Here is an 18,134-nt window from a genome sequence, read left to right as displayed (position 1 = left end):
GGTCAATGCCGCCGCAGATATGCGCCCGTCGGCTCGCCCACCACCTCCCCGTCCCGCAGCCGCACCCGTCCGCCGACCGCCGTGTGGACCGGCCAGCCCGTCAGCGCCACGCCCTCGAACGGGCAGTGGTCCTGCCCCGAGCGGCACAGTTCGGCCGTGACCGTCTGGGTCTTCGCCAAGTCGACGACGGTCAGGTCGGCGTCGTAACCCGGCAACAGGTTGCCCTTCCCCGGCAGGTTGAACGCCCGCGCCGGGTTGGCGGACACCGCCTCCACGATGCGCGGCAGCGGAATCCCGCGCTTCAGATGCCCCTCCGAGATCAGCACCGGATACAGCAGCGCCGTCCCCCCGAACCCCGGGGCCGCCGGCCAGAGCCGATCCCCCTTCAACTCCTCCAGGCAGCACGCGTGGTCGGACGCCACCCAGTCGAGTTCCCCGGCCGCGAACCGCGCCCACAGCGCCACATTGTCCGCCGCCGTGCGGATCGGCGGATTGACCTTGCCGCCGAGCCCGCCCCGCGCGTCGAGGGTGTCGTGGTCGAGGCACAAGTGGTGCAGCGTGGTCTCGAAGCGCATGTCGACGTGCGGGTACGCCTGCCGGGCCTGCGCGGCGGCCTGCGCCGCGTCCCCGCTCGACAGATGCAGCAGGTTGATGTTCGTCCCCGTGTGCGCGGCGATCGTGGTCGCCTCGCCGATGGCGACCTGCTCGGTCAGCGGCGGACGGCCTTCGTGGTACGCCTTGAGCGTCTGCGGATCCCCGGCCGCCTTCACCCGATCGATGAACACCCGCATCAGCTCGCTCTGTTCGCAGTGCAGCGACAGCGACAGCCGCAACCGCGGGTACTCGGCCTGCACCTCGGCGATCTTCTCCATCATCAGGAACAAATGCCCGAGGTCGTACTCGTCGCCCATCGTGAACGCCTGCGCGTCCCGGCTGTTCGACGCCAGGTCGAAGCCCTTGTAGAACATGTAGTACTTGAACGACGTGACGCCGTGGTCGCGCACCAGCGCGGGGATCTCCTCGATCTGCGCCACCGTCATCGGTGCGAGATGGAAGCCGTAGTCCGTCCAGGCGTGGCCGTCGACGGCGGCCAACACCTCGGGAAACAGGTCGAGATAGGGCCCGGTCTTGTTCAGATAGTGCGCCCCGGTGCGGAAGTACGAGACCACCGTGGTCGCCCCGCCGACCAGCGACGAGCGGGTCTCCTCGAAGGCGTCGACGGCGAGGTCCCGGTAGATGCCGAGGTGGAAGTGCACGTCGACGGCGCCGGGCAGCACGACCTTGCCGCGGGCGTCGAGGACGTCGTCGGCGTCCGCGGTGGGGATGCCCGCGGCGATCGCCGCCACCTTGCCGTCGCGGGCCGCCAGGTCGGCGCGGATCGCACCGCCGCCGGGCAGGACGATCGTGCCGTTCTTGACCAGGAGTTCGTAGCGCGCCATGGGTGTCGGTCTCCGTCCGTGACGAACAGGTCCGCATGAATGGGACAGCGTTTCGCTGGATGGAATGCTCTGGCATGATGACGATACGGCCGCCGACGAGGCCCGCCAAGGGACATGGAGGGAGCGCCCCCTGTCATGACGACCCCAGCGCACGCGGCCGACGACCCCCGGGACCCGCCGCTGGCCGGCGTCCGCGTCCTGGATGCGGCCACCTTGTTCGCCGGCCCGATGGCCGCGACCATCCTCGGCGACTACGGCGCCGACGTGGTGAAGATCGAGCACCCGACCCGCGGCGATCCGGTCCGCGACCACGGCCCGAGCAAGGACGGAATCGGCCTGTGGTGGACCCTCCTCGGCCGCAACAAGCACACCGTCGGCCTCGCCCTCAACACCCCCGAAGGCGCGGATCTGCTAAGGCAGTTGGCCGCGCAAGCGGACGTCCTCGTGGAGAACTTCCGGCCCGGCACCCTGGAACGCTGGGGGATCGGCCCCGACGTCCTGCACACCGCCAACCCGCGGCTGGTCGTCGCCCGCGTCACCGGCTTCGGCCAGTTCGGCCCCTACGCGCGCCGCCCCGGCTTCGGCACCCTCGCCGAATCCATGAGCGGCTTCGCCGCCATCACCGGCGAAGCCGAAGGCCCCCCGACCCTGCCGCCGTTCGGCCTCGCCGACGGCATCGCCGCACTCACCGCCGCGCAGGCCGTGATGACCGCGCTGTACGAACGCGACACCCGCAGCGGCCGTGGCCAAGTCGTCGACCTCGCCATCATCGAGCCGATCCTGGCGGTCCTCGGCCCGCAGCCCACCGTGTACGACCAACTCGGCATCGTCCAGACCCGCACCGGCAACCGCTCGGTGAACAACGCCCCCCGCAACACCTACCGGTGCCGCGACGGCAAATGGGTCGCCATCTCCACCTCCGCGCTCAGCATCGCCGAACGCGTCCTGCACCTCGTCGGACACCCCGAGGTCATCACCGAGCCGTGGTTCGGATCCGGTGTCGAACGCGCGGCACACGCCGACGAGTTGGACGCCTGCGTGGCCCCCTGGATCGCCGCCCGCGACCTGCCCGACGTCCTGGAGGCATTCGCCGCAGCGGAGGCCGCCGCCGCGCCCGTCTACGACATCGCCGACGTCTTCGCCGACCCGCAGTACCAGGCCCTCGACACCGTCACCACCGTCGACGACCCCGTCCTCGGCCCGGTGCGCATGCAGAACCTGCTCTACCGCCTGTCCGCCAGCCCCGGCCGTATCAACTGGACGGGGCGGCCGCACGGCGCCGACACCTTCCGGGTGCTGCGCGACCGGCTCGGACTCGGCGACGACGACCTGGCCCGGCTCGCCAAGGCCGGCGTGATCGCGGGGGAGACCGCAGGGGAGGGCGCATGACGTTCGACTGGTCCGCACTCGCGGACGCGCAGGTGTTCGACCTGGCGCAGCCGATGCGCCGCGGCATGCCGCAGTCGCCGAACCATCCCGCGTTCCACATGTCCCTCGTCCGGCGGCACGGCGACCACGTCCGCGCCGACGGCTCGTCCGCGGCCAACGAGGTCATCATGACCGGCGGCCACGTCGGCACCCACGTCGACGCCCTGGCCCACGTCAGCCACGAAGGCCGCCTGCACGGCGGCGTCGACGCGGCCGCCGCGGCCTCCCACGAAGGGTTCGCCCGCCTCGGCATCGACGGCTTCGCCCCCTACGTCGGCCGCTGCGTGCTCCTCGACGTCGCCCGTCTGCACGGCGTCGCCACCCTGCCGCCCGGCTACGGCGTCACCGCCGCCGACCTCGCCGCCGCCGAGAAGGCCGCCGGCACCAGCGTGCGCCCCGGCGAAGCCGTCCTCGTCGGTACCGGCTGGTCACGGCTGTGGGACGGCGGCGGCGACTTCGCGGGCATCCGCGGCGGCGTCCCCGGCCCTGACGAAAGCGCCGCCGCGTGGCTGGCCGCCACCGGCGCCCGTCTCGTCGGCGGCGAAACGATCGCGTTCGAGCAGATCAAACCGGGCGTCGGCCACGCGCTCCTGCCGGTGCACCGGATGCTCCTCGTCGAGCACGGCGTCACCCTTGTGGAGACCATGCGCCTCGCCGCGCTGCTCGACGCCGATGCCGCCGAATTCCTGCTCGTCCTCGCCCCGTTGAACATCGTCGGCGCCACCGGCGCGCCCGCCCGGCCGCTGGCGCTGGTGGCGGCGCGGTGACCCGGACCCAGGTGCGGACGCTCGCGGACTTCGCCGTCGCCTGCCGCGACACCCCGCTGCCCGCCGAGGTCGTCGACGACGTCGCGCACCGCATCCTCGACGTGATCGGCAACTGCCTCGCCGGCCGCGCCGAGTCCGCCGACGCACCCACCGCACCCGACAACGCCGTGCTGCGCGTCCTGACCGGATGGGGCGGCACCCCGGAAGCCACCGTCATCGGCAGCGGCGAACGGCTCCCCGCACCTGCCGCCGCCCTCGCGAACGGCACCTTCGCGCACCTGCTCGACTTCGACGACACCCACCTGCCGAGCATCCTGCACCCGTCCGCCAACGTCGTGCCCGCCGCCCTCGCCGCCGCCGAAGCCGCCGACGCGACCACCCGCGACCTGCTCGCCGCCACGGCCGCCGGCATCGAGGTGACGAACCGCCTCGGCATGGCCTCCTACCTGCCCGAGCTGGGCAACTCCGGCTTCTTCGAGAAAGGTCTGCACGCCACCTCCATCTGCGGCACGCTGGGAGCCGCCACCGCGGCCGGGCTCCTGCACGGCCTGGACGCGTCCGCGCTGGCGTCGGCACTCGGCATCGCGGCCAGCATGGGTGCGGGCCTGCTGGAGGCCAACCGCACCGGAGGCAGTGTGAAACGCATCCACTGCGGCTGGGCCGCGCACGGCGGGGTGACCGCCGCCGCACTCGCGGACGCCGGAATCACCGGACCGGAGACCGTCCTGGAAGGCCGGTTCGGGTTCTTCCACGCCTACCTCGACGGCGCCTACGACGCCGACGCCATGCTCGGCGGACTGGGCGAACGCTGGGAACTCCTCCGTACGGTCTACAAGCCTTACCCAAGCAACCACTTCACCCACCCGGGCATCGACTGCGCGCTTGCGCTACGCGCCGCGGGACTGTCCGCGACCGACGTCGCCCACGCCGAACTCGGCGTCGCCGCCCCGGTCTTGCGGACCATCGCCGAGCCGCGCACGCTCAAGATCCGGCCGGAGAGCGGCTACCACGCCAAGTTCAGCGGCCCGTGCACGGTGGCGCGCGCCCTGCTCGGCGGCGGCGGACTCGGCCTGCACCTGGCCGACTTCACCGACGCGCAAGCCGCCGACCCGGCACTGCACGCACTCGCCGCCCGGATCGACGTCGTCGCCGACGAACGGGCGACCCGGCTGTTCCCCGGCGCCTTCGCCGCCGTCCTCCGGGCCACGACCCACGACGGCCGGGTGCTCGAACACCGGGTCGACTCGTCGCGCGGAGGACCGGGCAATCCACTGTCCCGCGCCGACGTCCTGGACAAGTTCCGGCTCAACGCGGAACGGGCGCTGTCCGCCGACGACACCGCCCGACTCGTCGACGCGGTCGCCGGAATGGCGGCCGGACACCGCGACTTCGGCGACGTCCTGAAGCTCACCTGTCCCGCACCCCGGCCGCAGTTCCGGGACAATCCGACGTAAAACCGTCCGCCGACACGATCGGAGGTCCGGCGATGCCCACACCGTCGCCTTCCGCACCACCCGCCCCGACCCCGGCGTTCCGCGCCGTCGCCCTGCAAACGCGGACGCGCGCCGTCAACGCCCTCGGCACCGACGAAGCCCGCGCCGCCATCGTCGACGCGATCGACCGGATCGGCGCCCAAGTCGCCGCCGCCGTCTCCTGGCACGGCCCCGACACCCGCCTGGTCGTCTTACCGGAGTACGCCCTCACCGGCTTCCCGATGGGCGACACGATCGAAGGCTGGGCCGCGAAAGCCGCACTCGCCCCCGACGGACCCGAATACGACCGCTTCGCCGCCGTCGCCCAACGCCACCGCATCCACCTCGCCACCAACGCCTACGAGACGGACCCGCACTACCCCGGCCTCTACTTCCAGGCCACCGTCGTCTTCGGCCCCACCGGCGCCACCGTCCTCCGCTACCGGCGCCTGCACTCCCTCTACACGCCGAGCCCCTACGACGTCTGGGACTCCTACCTCGACCACTACGGCCTCGACGCCGTCCTCCCCGTCGCCCGCACCGCCATCGGCAACCTCGCCGCCGCCGCCAGCGAAGAGATCCTCTACCCCGAACTCTTCCGCGCCCTCGCCTTCCGCGGCGCCGAGGTCTTCCTGCACCCCACCGGCGAAGCCACCAGCCCCGACCCCACCGTCAAGGAACTCGCCCGCCGCTGCCGCGCCGCGGAGAACATCGCCGCCGTCGTCACCGCCAACAGCGCCGGAATCACCGGCATCCCCCTGTCCGGCGACTCCACCGACGGGCACTCCGAGATCGTCGACCACACCGGACGCTCGCTCGCCCGCGCCGCCTCCGGCGAATCCCTCGTCGCCGCTGCCGAAATCGACCTCGCCGCGCTGCGCCGCGAACGCCTCCGCCCCAGCATGAGCAACCTTCCCGCCCGGGTGAAATCCGCCCTCTGGGCGAGCGAATACGCCGCACACCCCGGCGACGAACCCAACGGCCTCAAAGGCGTCGCCCCCGAACGGGCGTTCTTCGCCGCCCGACACGCCGACAACATCGCCCGCGCCTACCGCAGCGCCCACCCGACCACCGACCCCGGCGACCGGGAGCAGCCGTGAACCCGACCGGCGTCCGCGACCCGCGCACCGGCCGCGTCGAACGCCTCCTCACCCCGCCCACCGACGACGAACTCGCCGCCACCGCCGCCCGCCTCCGCACCGCCCAACCCGCGTGGGAAGCCCGCGGTCCGCGCGGCCGCGCCGCCGTCCTGCACGCCTGGGCCGACGTCCTCGACAAACACACCGACGCGCTCGTCGACGCCCTGGTCCGGGACACCGGCCGGACCCACGAATCCCGCATGGAAGCCGCCCAGATCCCCGCCATGGCCCGGCGCTGGGCCGCCACCGCCGAACGGCTCCTCGCCCCCGCCGAACGGTCGTCCTCCGTGCTCCCCGGCATCACCCTGGAAACCGGATCACGCGCCTACCCGCTCGTCGGCGTCGTCAGCCCCTGGAACTTCCCCCTCCTCCTCGGCCTCATCGACGCCATCCCCGCCCTCGCCGCGGGCAGCACGGTCATCGTCAAGCCGAGCGAAGTCACCCCGCGGTTCATCGCCCCGCTGCGCCGCGCGATCGACGAAGTCCCGGATATCGCCGACGTGCTGGCCGTCGTCGAAGGCGGCGCGCCGACCGGTGCCGCGCTCGTCGGTCTGGTCGACCTGGTGTGCTTCACCGGCAGCGTCCCGACGGGCCGCATCGTCGGCGCGGCGGCGCAGCGGCGCTTCATCCCCGCCTTCCTCGAACTCGGCGGCAAAGACCCGGCGATCGTCCTGCCCGGCGCCGACCTCGACCGCACCAGTTCGGCCCTGCTGTGGGGTGCCTGCGCGAACGCCGGACAGTCCTGCCTGTCCATCGAACGCATCTACGCGCACGCCTCGATCCACGACGACCTGGTCGACCGGCTCACCGCCAAAGCCGCACAGGTCGCGTTGGCCCACCCCGACCCCGCCGACGGCGCCATCGGCCCGCTCATCGACCCCGACCAGGCCGCCGTCATCGCCGCCCAACTCGCCGACGCCACCGCCAAAGGCGCCGTCGTCCACACCGGCGGCCGCATCGAACGGCACGGCGGCGGCCACTGGATCCGCCCCACCGTGCTCACCGCCGTCGACCACACCATGACCGTCATGCGCGAGGAGACCTTCGGCCCGCTCATGCCCGTCATGCCCTTCACCACCGAAGACGAGGCCGTCGCCCTCGCCAACGACTCCGACTACGGCCTGTCCGGCGCCGTCTTCGGCCCCGACCCGGCCACGGCCCGCGCCCTCGCCCGCCGCCTCGACGTCGGCGCCGTCAGCATCAACGACGCCGCCCTGACCGCCCTCGTCCACGAAGGCGAAAAGAACTCGTTCCGGTACAGCGGGCTGGGCGGCTCCCGCATGGGCGACGCCTCGCTGCGCCGCTTCGTCCGCCGCCAAACCCTGATCGGCACCACCGCCACGGGCCGCGACCCGTGGTGGCACACGCCCTGAAGCCCAGGGCCGCAGCCCCCGACGGAACCCCCGACCCCGGACCCCGAACGGCGAACCTGAACCCCGAACCCCGAACCCCGAACCGAGGAGCGTCATGGGAATCCGCGAAGGCATGCCCCTGCTCGCCAAGCACGAGGGCGACTGGGAAGGCACCTACACACACGTCGACCCGGAAGGCAAGATCCTCGACCAGCACAAGTCCCATCTGACCTGCGCCTTTCCGGAAGACGGCGACTACCCGTACCACCAGACCAACACCTACACCTGGCCCGACGGCCGCACCGAAGTCCACCAGTTCCCCGGCACCTACGACGGCTACGGCCGCATGCACTTCGACACCGACCGCATGAAGGGCGTCACCTGGGGACTCGACGAGAACACCATCTACCTGACCTGGATCTACAAGGCCGAAGGCGAGGACCTGCGCCTGTTCGAAATGATCGTCCTCTCCGACGACGGCCGGCACCGCACCCGCACGTGGCAGTGGATCCGCGACGGCAAGGTCGAGATGCGCACCCTCATCAACGAAACCCGCGTCGTCGGCTGACCCGGGCCGACACCCTTCGGTGGACGGCTCCCTACCGGCACGCGACGATGAAGGTCGGGCCGCCTTCACGGCAGCAGACGCCGACCGCGCCCAGGCGCGGGCGGCCCGCTCGAGACCGGTGAGGCGACGGAGGCCCGCCCATGACCGAGACCCGAACGCGGATCGAAACCGACCTGCGGCGCATCGGCATCGACCCGGACTTCTGGTACCCGATCGCCTTGTCCCGCGCCATCGCGGCGGGCAAGGCCGTCGCTGCCTCGTTCGCGGGGGAACGCATCGCGTTGTACCGGGGAACGAGCGGGCGACTGTACGCCTTGGAAGACCGTTGCGCACATCGGCAGGTCCCGCTCAGCATGGGCGTCGTCGAAGGGGACATCCTGCGCTGCTGCTACCACGCCTGGGCGTACCGCGGCACCGGGCGGATCTCGCAGATCCCGTACCTGCCCAAGGGCGTCACGCGGCCGCCGCGCGGCGTCCGCGCCTACCCCGTGCACGAGGCCTACGGACTGGTCTTCGTGTTCCCCGGCAACCTCGCCAAAGCCGCGGTCATGCCGCCGCCCGAGCTGCCCGCCTGCGTGTCGCCGCGGCACCGCACCATGACGTTCTCGCGCACCGTGCTGTGCCACTACTCGTTCCTGCACGAGAACCTGCTCGACATGAACCACCAGTTCCTGCACCGCGGCATCCTCGGCAAGATCGAGCCCACCCTGCTCCGCTACGACACGGGCCCGACGTCCGTGCAGGCCCGCTACCGGTTCACCCACAAGGCGGGCAAGAAGGATCGCGGCGCCGGGCTGCTCGCCGCCGAACGCGTCGGCGGCGCCGACAACCCCGACGTCATCACCATCCGCACCGAATACCCCTACCAGACCCTGACGCTGGTACCGGAAGGCGCCGACCTGCCGGCGTTCTCGCTGTGGGTCGCCTACGTGCCCGAAGACGCCGAGCAGCGCCGCAGCCACGTGTACGGCCTGCTCTCCATCGAGAAGCCGCGCGTGCCCGGCGCCCTGCACCTCGCCTGGCCGTTCATCCGCCGCTTCACCGAACGCGTGTTCGCCGAGGACCGGATGGCCGTCGAAGCCGAACAGCGCGCGTGGGACGAGCAGCGCGGCGACCGCAACCACGAGGTCTTCCCGCTGATCCTCGACGTCCGCGACGTGCTGCGGAACAACGGGCTGCCGTTGGCGGCCCCCGCGGGCGGCTGCGGGTCCTGCGCGGTCACAGAACCGCCATCAGGGCAATGAGCCGGTCCTGGCACGCCCGGATCTCCGACGGCGCCATGCCGTGCGACGCGGGGGACAGCTTCACGCTGTCGGCGATCCCGTCGAAGGCCAGAATCCGGCGGCGTACGTCCTCCGCCGTCCCGGCCGCGGTCACCGCCTCGACCATGCGGTCGGGTACGGCGGCCGCCAGATCGTCGGCGGCCGCACCCGCGCGGAAAGCCCCCAGCACGGCGTCGTGCTCTGCCGCGAGGCCGTGCGCCGCCCAGAAATCCGCATACGTGCGCACCGAGCCGTAGAACCCGACCGTGCCCGCCGCCCAGCGCCGCGCCACCGCCGGATCGTCGTCGACGGCGCACAGCACCGATGCGACGACGTCCAGGCTGCCGCGCGGCCGCCCGGCCTGCGCCAAGCCCTCCGCGAGATTCGGCAGCACCACGGTCGCCAGGTACTGCGGCGAATGCAGCTCGTGGGAGATCCAGCCGTCCCCGATCTCCCCGGCGAGGCGGGTCATCATCGGCCCCATGGCCGCGAGGTAGACCGGGATCGCCTCGCGTTCCTGGTGGAACAGCCGCCGATAGCCGCGGATGCGCATCGGCTCGTGCACGCCGGGCAGGTCGATCGCCTTGCCCGTGCGGGCTTCGGCCCAGAACGCGCGGATGTTGCGCACCGTCTCCCGCATGTGCGCGACGGGTTTCCCGAAGCGCGCGTGGTGCCAGTCCTCGTTGAGCCGCCGCACCCCGCTGCCGAGCCCCAGGACGAACCGGCCGCCGGAAATCTCGTCCAGATCGAGCGCCTCCAGCGCCGTCACCAGCGGACTCCGGGTGAACGCCAGCGCAATCCCGGTGCCGAGCCGCGCCGACTCGGTCGCGTAGGCCAACGCCGCAACGGGCACCGTCGCACTGCGGTAAAGCTCCGGAACCCACACGACCTCCGCCCCGGCCCGCTCGGCACGCCGCGCGGCGTCCGCCAGCTCGTCGATCGTCTCGCCCCACGGGCCATAGGTGATCCGCACCGCGCGCGCCCCCTTCGCCGGTCTACCGCGCCGCCGCGACAGTGCGCTGCGCGCTGCGCACCACCGCGAGGTCGACCATGCGGCCGTGCGCATCCACGAAGACCCCGCTGCCCGCGGCGACGGCCGCCTCGTACCCGGCGACCAGCGCCCGGGCCCGCGCCACTTCCTCGGCGGACGGAGTGAACACTTCGTGCACGACCCCCAGTTGCGCGGGATGAATGCAGGCCCGGCCCCGGTAGCCGAGACGCCGAAGGGCTTCCGTAGAGGCCCGGAGCGCCGCGAGGTCGCTGAAGTTCGTGTCGGCCGGCGCGACCGGCGGCTCGATTCCGGCCGCGGCCGATGCCAGCACGATCTGGCTGCGGACCCAGAGGAGTTCGCGTTCGTCGGCGCCCGGCTCGACGCCGAGTTCGGCGCAGAGATCGGCCTCGCCGACCTGGAGCCGCCGCACGCGGGGCGCGCCGGCGATGTCGCGCGCGGCGAGGACGGCCGCGGCCGATTCGAGCAGGGGTGAGATTGCGACCTGTCCGCTCGGGATGCCGCGGTCGTGCTCCAACTCCCTGATGATGTGCGCGACTTCGCCGATCTCCGTGGCGGATTCCGCCTTCGCCATGCAGATGCCCGCCACCGCCGGCCCCAGCACTGCCTTCAGATCCTCCCGCCCCGCCGCGCCGGGGTTGATCCGCACCCACAGCGCGGGCCCTCCGGCCTTCTTCGCGGCGTTCAGGAAGTCCGCGACGATGCGCCGCGCTTGCTCCTTGCCCGCGGCCGGGACCGCGTCCTCCAGATCGACGATGAGCGCGTCGGCGCCGCGTGCGGCGGCCTTGGCGAGCACATGCGGCCGATCCCCGGGCACATACAGGTGCGAGCGCAACGCGGCCGTCATCCGATCCGCTCCCTGCCGCCGACGAGGGCGCGGGCGATGACCGTGCGCATGATGTCGCTGGTGCCTTCGCCGATGACCAGGAGCGGGGCGTCGCGGTAGAGGCGTTCCACGGTGAACTCCGGGGAGTAGCCGTGGCCGCCGTGGATGCGCATGGCTTCGAGGGCGGCGGTGGCGGCGGTTTCGGAGGCGAAGAGTTTCGCCATGCCGGACTGCATGTCGACGCGTTCGCCGCGGTCGGCGCAGGACGCCGCCCAGTAGACGAGCAGGCGGGACGCCTGGATGTTCGTCGCCACGTCGGCGAGCTTGAGCTGGACGGCCTGGAACTCGGCGATCGGCTGTCCGAAGGCGTGGCGTTCGCGGGCGTACTTGAGGGCGGCGTCGTAGGCGGCCTGGGCGACGCCCAGCGAGCGGGCGGCGACGTTGATCCGGCCGGTCTCCAAGCCCGACAGCACCTGCTGCATGCCGCGGCCTTCCACCCCGCCGAGCAGGTTCGCCTTCGGCACTCGGGCGCCGTCGAAGACGACTTCGCAGGACTCGGGGCCCTTGTAGCCGAGCTTGGGCAGGTCGCGGCTCACCGTGAAACCGGGCGTGCCCTGTTCGACGAGCAGGACGCTCATGCCGCGGTGGGCGGGGGAGGCCGTCGGGTCGGTCTTCACCAGCACGGGGAGCGGGTCGGCGTGGCGGGCGTTGGTGATCCAGGTCTTGCTGCCGGTGACCACGTACGCGTCGCCGTCGAGGACGGCGCGGGTGCCGACACCTTGCAGGTCGGTTCCGGCGCCGGGTTCGGTGAGGGCGAGGCCGGAGCGGCGCTCGCCGGTGGCGAGTTGCGGCAGATAGCGGTGTTTCTGCTCGTCGGTGCCGTGCCGGGCGATCAGCCCGCAGGCCAGCGAGTGCGAGCCGAGGATGCCGGCGACGCCCATCCAGCCCTTCGAGATCTCCTCGAACACCAGGGCGAAGCTCACCATGTCGATGCCCAGGCCCCCGTACGCGGCGGGCACCGTCATGCCGAACAGCCCCAGCCGCTTCATGGTCTCGACGATCTCGGTCGGGTAGCGGTTCGTGCGCTCCCACTCCTGGGCGACCGGGGTGATCTCCTTCGCCACGAAGTCGCGGATCGTGTCGCGGAACAGGCGTTGTTCGTCGCTGAGTCCGAAATCCATGTCACCCTCCCGGCGGACGCGCGGGGGCCGCCGCGCGTGCGGTGAACGTGGGCAGGTGGCGGCCGTCCGGCAGCGGCTGCCAGTCCAATGCCACCGCGGCGCCGAACGCGGACGCGTCGTCCGGCACTCCGGTGAGCCGGGTCAGCAGCACGGGGCCTTCGGCCAACCGGACGCGCGCCACCGTGTACGGGACCTCCACACCGGGCGCGGAAGCGCGGTGCACGACCGTGTACGTGTCGACGCTGCCGCGACCGGACGCCTCGATCCACCCGTACGCCTCGACCGCCCCGCACGCCGTGCACAGCAGCCGCGGATAGTGCTGCACATGCCCGCAGCGCTCACACCGCTGGAGCAGCAGCCTGCGGTCGCGGGTGGCGTCCCACCACGGCGCGGTCACCCGGTCGATCGGGGGCAGTCCGTCGTCGGTCGTCACCGCTCCACCCCCAGCAGTACGGTCGCGGAGTGGCTGAAGATGCCGCCCGTACCGTGCGCCACCGCGACCTCGGCACCCGGCACCTGGCGCGGCCCGCATGAGCCGCGCAGCTGGCGGACGGCCTCCACGAGCAGCAGCACCCCGTACTGGCCGGGATGGCAGTACGACAGCCCGCCGCCATTGGTGTTCAGCGGCAGCTTGCCGCCCGGCCTGGTGTGGCCGTCCGCGACGAACGCCGCGGCCTCGCCCGGCGGGCACAGGCCGAGCGCTTCGAGGGACAGCAGGGGAGTGATGGTGAACGAGTCGTAGACCATCGCCAAGCCGACGTCGTCCGGTCCGAGCCCGGCGCGGCGGTAGGCGGCCTGCGCGGCGCGCTCGGCACCGGTGTCGAGGATGTCGTCGCGGGTCGCCATCGCCGCGTGGCTGGTCGACTCGCCGTAGCCGAGCACCGCGACCGGCGGATGCGGCAGATCCCGGGCCCGGTCCAGGGACGTGAGGACGACGGCACCGCCGCCGTCGGTGACCAGGCAGCAGTCCAGGGTCGTCAACGGCGACGAGACGAGCGGCGCGGCGAGGACGTCGTCGACGGTGAGCGGGTCCGCGCCGTACCGGAACGCCGCCGGGTTCAGCAGCGCCCACTCGCGCGCGGCGACCGCCACGTCGGCGAGCTGCCCGCGGGACACGCCGTACCGGTGCAGATAGGCCTGCGCGGCCATCGCGTAGTAGGAGATCGGATACAGCGGACCGTACGGCGCCTCGAACTGGGCTTCGGGCACGGTGTCGTCGAACACCCCGCCGAGCCGCCGCGACCGGGCCGAACGCTGGTTCGAGGCATACGAGACGACCACCACCTCGGCCTGCCCCGCGGCAATCGCCTGCACCGCCCGCGCCACATACGCCTCGAACGCCGACCCGCCGACGAACGACGACTCCACCCACGCCGGACGCAGCCCCAGACAGTCGGCGAGCGACGTCGTCGAGAACCGCCCGACGTTGTTCGTCGCCAAACCGTCCACATCCGACAGCCGCAGCCCGGCATCGGCCACCGCCCGGGTCACCGCCTGCACCTGCAGTTCCAGAACCGACAACCCGGTACTGCCGAGATCGCACTCGGCCGCCCCCGCAATCGCCACGGACGTGCTCACCGCAACTCCACCTCCAGTCCCGCCGGCGCCACCGCGACCCGCGCCCGCTCCCCGACCACCTCGACCGACGCGGCCACCGACACCCGAACGGTGCCGTCGGGCTGCCGCTCGCGGGCGGTCACCCGCGCCGCACACATGACTGTTTCCCCGGCGAACACCGGACGTGCGAAACGGAAATGCAGTCCACGGACGAACGCCTTCGGCCCGAACGCTTCCTGCGTCTGCCGCACGAGCAGCGCGCCGAACAACTGCCCGTCGACGACCGGCGCGGGCAGCCCGTGCGCCGCCAGATACGCCGGGTCGTAGTGCAGACGGTGCCAGTCCCAGGTGGCACCTGCGTAGACGATCAGATCGGTGAGGGTGAGCGTGGTGCGCAGCGCCGGAAGTTCGGCGCCGACATCGGGCAGCGGCACCGGAACAGGGGCGCTCATGCCGCACCGCCTCCCGTCGCGATGTGGATGGTCGTCTCGGTGTTGGTCAGGATGGGATCGCCGTCGGCGCCGGTGACGGCGGCCTCGCTGGTGACGATCAGCATGGCCTGCCCGGCGGCGTTGACGCGCTCGGTCATGTCCAGCAGGCGCCAGGTCACCGTCACGGTGTCGCCGGGATGGGCCGGGCGATGGAAGACGTAGCGGTTCCCGCCGCGCACCATGCGGCAGTTCGGCGGGGCGATGCCCCAACTGTGACCGGCGAAGCCGTCGTCGTCGCGGACGGCGTCCGCCAGGTACTGGTTGCTGTCGCACAGCAGCGTCGGCGGGGCGACGACGTCGCGCCACCCGGCGGCCTTCGCCGCGTCGGGATCGGTGTAGACGGGGTTGGTGTCGCCGACGGCGACGGCGTAGTAGCGGATGGACGCCGCGGACAGGGGCTCCGGCGCGGTGTAGGAGCGCGTCTCGCCGATCCGGGCACGGAGTTCGTCGGTGAGTAGCGGCACGGTCACGCCTCCCCGGGGGCGGCGACGGCGGGGATGGCGGCGACCGCGGCGACGTCGAGGAGTGCTCGGGGGTGCGCCATGCGGGTGCAGACGATGCCGGTGGAGACCGGGTACGGCTCCTTGAGCAGGGCACGGCGTACGTCGGCGACCGCGCGGTAGTCCGGCAGCGCGTCCACGGCGACGAACTCGACCGTGGAGAGCAGGTGCTCCGGTCCCGCGCCGACCGCTTCCAGGGTGCGGAGGACGGTGCCGTAGAGGCCCTCGGCTTGATGACGCAGGTCGTCGTCACCGTCGGCGAGCGGCCCGAAACCGCTCAGGAAGAGCAGGTCCCCGGCACGGACCGCCGGGCTGCGGTCGGGCAGCGCGTCGGCCAGGCCGAGAGGGTCGACAGCCAGCGGTGTGTGCTGCGAGGCGACCGCTTCGACGGCGACGTGGATGCCGCCGTGGTGCTGTTCCGTCGTCAGGACCCGGGTGCCCGCGGGCGGCACAGGACCGAGCAGGTCGGCGCGTATCCGGTCGAGGTCGGGGGCGGCACGTTGGCCTGTCGGGGTGACGAATTCGGTGGTGGTGACGAGGCGCGCACCGCCGACGGGTTCGAGCAGGGCTGCGGCGCGTTCGAGGCAGTAGGCGTACTGGCGGGCCGGATCGTCGGGGGCGACGACGGTGCCGTGGGCATCCATCGGAAGCAGGGTGGGGAGCAGGATCGAACCGTTGCGCTCGACGCTCACTCGCCCGGTGGATTCGGCTCCGTCGGCTGACGCATGGACTTCGATTTCGACGAGCGCGGTCCGGCGCACCAGCCGGTCCACGACGACGGTCACCACCACGGGTGACCGGTCGCCGAACAGTTCGCGGCGGACTCGCTCGGCTTCCGCGTAGTGTGGCAGCCCGGCGACGGTGACGTTCTCCACCACCCGGGTGACGTGGCGGAGATCGAGACCCGCCGCGGCCAGTACCGCGGCCTGCTTGGCGTAGGCGATCCGGGCCTGGTCGGCCATGCCGCCGCGGATGCCGGGGCGGCCGGTCGCCGGGTCGCGTGCGGAGCCGGAGTGTCCGGAGCACCACACGTCCCGGCCGAGCCGGAGGCCGAGCGAGAAGGTGAAGCCGGCGGGGTCGTACCACGGGAAGTCGGCGGGGGCGACGGTGATCGGGGTCGCCCCCGCGGGCGTCGTCATGCGGGCTCCTTGCCGCCGGCGTCGTCGTCGATCTCCGCGGCTGCGCCGGACGGTTCGGGGAGTCCGGCGAGTCCGGGGAGTCCGGGGAATTTGGGCAGTCCGGGGAGACTGGGCAGTCCGGGTGTGTCGTCCGGTGGCCCGAAAGCCCCCGCGCGGATCAGTTCGGCGATCCGGGCGTCGGAGAAGCCGGCGACGTCCGCCATGACGTGCCCGAAGTCCTCGTTCCGGCGCGGTGCGCGGCGGGTCGGCCGCGGGAGGTCGCCGACGCGGGCGGCGGTGGCCGGCAGACGAAGTCGGCCGTAACGCGGATGGTCGGTTTCGACGAGCATGCCGCGCGCCTCGGTGTGCGGGTCGGCGAGGGCCTCGGGGATGGTGTTGACGGGGCCGCAGGGCACGCCCGCGGCGTACAGGTCGTCCAGCCACTCCGCCGCAGTTCGGGTGGCGAACAGCGGTTCGAGGAGGCTCAGCAGCTCGGTGCGGTTGCGCTCGCGGTCGGCGAACGTCGCGAACCGGGCGTCCGCCGCCCACTCCGGATGCCCGACGACGCCGGTCAGCCGCTGCCAGAACTTCTCCTTCGGGCAGCCCACCACGATCCACGCGTCGGCGGCCTCGAAGAGCTGGAACGGCACCAGCGACGGATGCGACGAGCGGCGCGTGCGGTGCGGCGTGTACCCGGCGTTGAGATGCCACGCGGCGGGATAGTTGAGCAGCGCGAGGGCGGTGTCGAACAGCGACACGTCGCAGTCCATGCCCACGCCGTCGCGGCGCGCCGCGTGCACGCCCGCCAGCACGGCGATCGCGGCAACGAAGCCCGCCGAGTAATCGACCAGCGAGAGACCGGACTTGGTGGGCGGGCCGTCCGGTTCGCCGGTGGCGTCCATCCAGCCGAGCAGGCCTTGCAACACGTAGTCGTAGCCCGGCTCGGCGATGCGCGGGCCGGTCATGCCGAAGCCCGACAGCGAACAGCACACGATGCGCGGGTTGAGGTGCTTGAGGGCGTCGTAGGTGATGCCGATTTTCGCGGGGACGTCGCCGCGCAGGTTGGAGTAGACGACGTCGGACACGCAAACGAGTTCGTCGAACACCGCACGCCCGGCAGCGGTCGACAGGTCCAGCGACAAGCTGCGCTTGTTGCGGTTGAAGACTTCAAAGAACAGCGAGTCCTCGCCTTCCGCATACGGTGGCACGTAGCGGCCCACATCGCCGCCCGCCGCCGGGTCCTCGATCTTGATGACCTCGGCTCCGAGATCGGCCAGGTGCAGCGATCCCCACGGCCCGGCACCGTACTGTTCGACCGCGACGATGCGGACGTCCTCCAGCGGACGCCGGGCACCGTCCGCCGGACTCCCCGGAGGCCTTCCCGCCGGGCTTCCCATCAGGCTTCCAGCGGGCCCGCGGTGCAGGCCGGGAAGTAGTCCTGCCCGAGGCCGGACGCGCGGCTGGGGACCAGCACCGAGCGCGTCCAGGTGACGAGTTCGAGCCCGTCCTGGTTCAGCCCCCGCGTCTTCATCGTGAGGATCCCCATGTCCGGACGCGAGGCGCTGGCGCGGTTGCCGGTGATGAGGCTTTCGGCGTAGACGGTGTCACCGACGTAGACGGGGCTGCGGAGCTTGATGTCCGTCCAGCCGAGATTGGCGACCGCGTTCTGGCTCGTGTCGATCACCGACAGACCGAGGACGAGCGCGACGGTGAGGCCCGAGTTGACGATGATCCGCCCACCGGTGATGGGGTTGTCGGCTGCCAGATGCGCGTTGAAGTGGTTCTGGTTCGTGTTGCACGTCAGCAGCGTGAACCACGTCGAGTCGGCTTCACTGATGGTCCGGCCGAACGGATGCCGGTACACGTCCCCGACGGTGAAGTCCTCGATGAACCGCCCGAGTTGGGCCGGGTGAACGGTCATGGCCAGGATCCCTCCCGGGTCGCCCTACGGCCGCGCATGTTCCGCCATGGTAAATAGCGTTCCACTCAGTGAACAAGCATCCCGGCCCGCGATCAGCCCACCGG

General features: G+C 72.1%; 18 protein-coding genes. 7 read left to right on the top strand and 11 right to left on the bottom strand.

Going from position 1 to position 18,134, the window contains the following annotated elements; all coding sequences use genetic code 11:
• Window positions 1–2: 2 nt before the first annotated feature.
• The gene (locus ACPA54_RS35025) at window positions 3–1,439 is read right to left on the bottom strand and encodes a dihydroorotase (RefSeq protein WP_423535972.1); all 1,437 of its coding nucleotides are present in this window, start codon (window positions 1,437–1,439) and stop codon (window positions 3–5) included.
• 135 nt (window positions 1,440–1,574) lie between these two features.
• Between ACPA54_RS35025 and ACPA54_RS35020 the strand changes: the two genes are divergently transcribed.
• From ACPA54_RS35020 to ACPA54_RS34990, 7 genes are all read left to right on the top strand, one after another.
• Complete coding sequence (locus ACPA54_RS35020; protein ID WP_423535970.1) at window positions 1,575–2,828, top strand: CaiB/BaiF CoA transferase family protein; 1,254 nt, start codon at window positions 1,575–1,577, stop codon at window positions 2,826–2,828.
• Window positions 2,825–3,634: a cyclase family protein gene (locus ACPA54_RS35015; protein ID WP_423535968.1), complete on the top strand. Its 810-nt coding sequence runs from the start codon at window positions 2,825–2,827 to the stop codon at window positions 3,632–3,634. The genes ACPA54_RS35020 and ACPA54_RS35015 overlap by 4 nt, the downstream gene beginning before the upstream one ends.
• Window positions 3,631–5,088, top strand: a complete 1,458-nt coding sequence (locus ACPA54_RS35010; protein WP_423535967.1) for an MmgE/PrpD family protein — start codon at window positions 3,631–3,633, stop codon at window positions 5,086–5,088. The genes ACPA54_RS35015 and ACPA54_RS35010 overlap by 4 nt, the downstream gene beginning before the upstream one ends.
• A 32-nt stretch (window positions 5,089–5,120) precedes the next feature.
• Complete coding sequence (locus tag ACPA54_RS35005) at window positions 5,121–6,206, top strand: nitrilase-related carbon-nitrogen hydrolase (protein WP_423535965.1); 1,086 nt, start codon at window positions 5,121–5,123, stop codon at window positions 6,204–6,206.
• Complete coding sequence (locus ACPA54_RS35000; RefSeq protein ID WP_423535963.1) at window positions 6,203–7,618, top strand: aldehyde dehydrogenase family protein; 1,416 nt, start codon at window positions 6,203–6,205, stop codon at window positions 7,616–7,618. Before ACPA54_RS35005 ends, ACPA54_RS35000 begins: the two co-directional genes overlap by 4 nt.
• A gap of 94 nt (window positions 7,619–7,712) precedes the next feature.
• Complete coding sequence (locus tag ACPA54_RS34995) at window positions 7,713–8,165, top strand: DUF3598 family protein (RefSeq protein WP_423535961.1); 453 nt, start codon at window positions 7,713–7,715, stop codon at window positions 8,163–8,165.
• Between the two features lie 140 nt (window positions 8,166–8,305).
• On the top strand, window positions 8,306–9,409 hold the full coding sequence (locus ACPA54_RS34990) for a Rieske 2Fe-2S domain-containing protein (RefSeq protein ID WP_423535959.1): 1,104 nt from the start codon (window positions 8,306–8,308) through the stop codon (window positions 9,407–9,409).
• Here the strand turns inward: ACPA54_RS34990 and ACPA54_RS34985 are convergent.
• Genes ACPA54_RS34985 through ACPA54_RS34940 form a run of 10 tightly spaced genes read right to left on the bottom strand, consistent with a single transcriptional unit; the run spans window position 9,384 to window position 18,030 of the window.
• Window positions 9,384–10,400, bottom strand: coding sequence for an LLM class flavin-dependent oxidoreductase (locus tag ACPA54_RS34985; protein ID WP_423535957.1), 1,017 nt, complete (start codon window positions 10,398–10,400; stop codon window positions 9,384–9,386). The two genes, ACPA54_RS34990 and ACPA54_RS34985, sit on opposite strands and share 26 nt — an antisense overlap.
• Before the next feature lie 22 nt (window positions 10,401–10,422).
• A complete protein-coding gene (locus ACPA54_RS34980; protein WP_423535956.1) occupies window positions 10,423–11,283 on the bottom strand; it encodes an HpcH/HpaI aldolase/citrate lyase family protein in 861 nt (286 codons plus the stop codon).
• Window positions 11,280–12,443 (bottom strand): acyl-CoA dehydrogenase family protein, encoded by a 1,164-nt coding sequence (locus tag ACPA54_RS34975; RefSeq protein ID WP_423535954.1) that lies wholly within the window; start codon window positions 12,441–12,443, stop codon window positions 11,280–11,282. The genes ACPA54_RS34980 and ACPA54_RS34975 overlap by 4 nt, the downstream gene beginning before the upstream one ends.
• A 1-nt stretch (window position 12,444) precedes the next feature.
• On the bottom strand, window positions 12,445–12,876 hold the full coding sequence (locus tag ACPA54_RS34970) for a Zn-ribbon domain-containing OB-fold protein (RefSeq protein WP_423535952.1): 432 nt from the start codon (window positions 12,874–12,876) through the stop codon (window positions 12,445–12,447).
• The gene (locus ACPA54_RS34965) at window positions 12,873–14,021 is read right to left on the bottom strand and encodes an acetyl-CoA acetyltransferase (RefSeq protein ID WP_423535950.1); all 1,149 of its coding nucleotides are present in this window, start codon (window positions 14,019–14,021) and stop codon (window positions 12,873–12,875) included. Before ACPA54_RS34965 ends, ACPA54_RS34970 begins: the two co-directional genes overlap by 4 nt.
• Window positions 14,018–14,452, bottom strand: coding sequence for a MaoC/PaaZ C-terminal domain-containing protein (locus ACPA54_RS34960; RefSeq protein WP_423535948.1), 435 nt, complete (start codon window positions 14,450–14,452; stop codon window positions 14,018–14,020). The genes ACPA54_RS34965 and ACPA54_RS34960 overlap by 4 nt, the downstream gene beginning before the upstream one ends.
• Window positions 14,449–14,961 carry an FAS1-like dehydratase domain-containing protein gene (locus ACPA54_RS34955; protein ID WP_423535946.1) on the bottom strand — a complete coding sequence of 171 codons (513 nt, stop codon included), beginning with the start codon at window positions 14,959–14,961 and terminating at the stop codon, window positions 14,449–14,451. Before ACPA54_RS34955 ends, ACPA54_RS34960 begins: the two co-directional genes overlap by 4 nt.
• Window positions 14,958–16,130, bottom strand: a complete 1,173-nt coding sequence (locus ACPA54_RS34950) for a Rid family hydrolase (protein WP_423535944.1) — start codon at window positions 16,128–16,130, stop codon at window positions 14,958–14,960. Before ACPA54_RS34950 ends, ACPA54_RS34955 begins: the two co-directional genes overlap by 4 nt.
• Complete coding sequence (locus tag ACPA54_RS34945; RefSeq protein WP_423535943.1) at window positions 16,127–17,506, bottom strand: CaiB/BaiF CoA transferase family protein; 1,380 nt, start codon at window positions 17,504–17,506, stop codon at window positions 16,127–16,129. The genes ACPA54_RS34950 and ACPA54_RS34945 overlap by 4 nt, the downstream gene beginning before the upstream one ends.
• Window positions 17,506–18,030, bottom strand: a complete 525-nt coding sequence (locus ACPA54_RS34940; protein WP_423535941.1) for a MaoC family dehydratase — start codon at window positions 18,028–18,030, stop codon at window positions 17,506–17,508. The genes ACPA54_RS34945 and ACPA54_RS34940 overlap by 1 nt, the downstream gene beginning before the upstream one ends.
• Between the last annotated feature and the right edge of the window lie 104 nt (window positions 18,031–18,134).

It is taken from the genome of Uniformispora flossi, from assembly GCF_049534875.1.
Lineage (GTDB): Bacteria > Actinomycetota > Actinomycetes > Streptomycetales > Streptomycetaceae > Yinghuangia > Yinghuangia aomiensis.
This window is presented reverse-complemented; position numbering and strand designations above follow the sequence as displayed.

What these genes read in the sequence shown, in the direction of transcription:
- ACPA54_RS35025 (WP_423535972.1), bottom strand. Translation starts at nt 1,439, where the DNA reads ATGGCGCGCTACGAACTCCTGGTCAAGAACGGCACGATCGTCCTGCCC.
- ACPA54_RS35020 (WP_423535970.1), top strand. Translation starts at nt 1,575, where the DNA reads ATGACGACCCCAGCGCACGCGGCCGACGACCCCCGGGACCCGCCGCTG.
- ACPA54_RS35015 (WP_423535968.1), top strand. Translation starts at nt 2,825, where the DNA reads ATGACGTTCGACTGGTCCGCACTCGCGGACGCGCAGGTGTTCGACCTG.
- ACPA54_RS35005 (WP_423535965.1), top strand. Translation starts at nt 5,121, where the DNA reads ATGCCCACACCGTCGCCTTCCGCACCACCCGCCCCGACCCCGGCGTTC.
- ACPA54_RS34995 (WP_423535961.1), top strand. Translation starts at nt 7,713, where the DNA reads ATGGGAATCCGCGAAGGCATGCCCCTGCTCGCCAAGCACGAGGGCGAC.
- ACPA54_RS34990 (WP_423535959.1), top strand. Translation starts at nt 8,306, where the DNA reads ATGACCGAGACCCGAACGCGGATCGAAACCGACCTGCGGCGCATCGGC.
- ACPA54_RS34980 (WP_423535956.1), bottom strand. Translation starts at nt 11,283, where the DNA reads ATGACGGCCGCGTTGCGCTCGCACCTGTATGTGCCCGGGGATCGGCCG.
- ACPA54_RS34975 (WP_423535954.1), bottom strand. Translation starts at nt 12,443, where the DNA reads ATGGATTTCGGACTCAGCGACGAACAACGCCTGTTCCGCGACACGATC.
- ACPA54_RS34960 (WP_423535948.1), bottom strand. Translation starts at nt 14,452, where the DNA reads ATGAGCGCCCCTGTTCCGGTGCCGCTGCCCGATGTCGGCGCCGAACTT.
- ACPA54_RS34950 (WP_423535944.1), bottom strand. Translation starts at nt 16,130, where the DNA reads ATGACGACGCCCGCGGGGGCGACCCCGATCACCGTCGCCCCCGCCGAC.
- ACPA54_RS34945 (WP_423535943.1), bottom strand. Translation starts at nt 17,506, where the DNA reads ATGGGAAGCCCGGCGGGAAGGCCTCCGGGGAGTCCGGCGGACGGTGCC.
- ACPA54_RS34940 (WP_423535941.1), bottom strand. Translation starts at nt 18,030, where the DNA reads ATGACCGTTCACCCGGCCCAACTCGGGCGGTTCATCGAGGACTTCACC.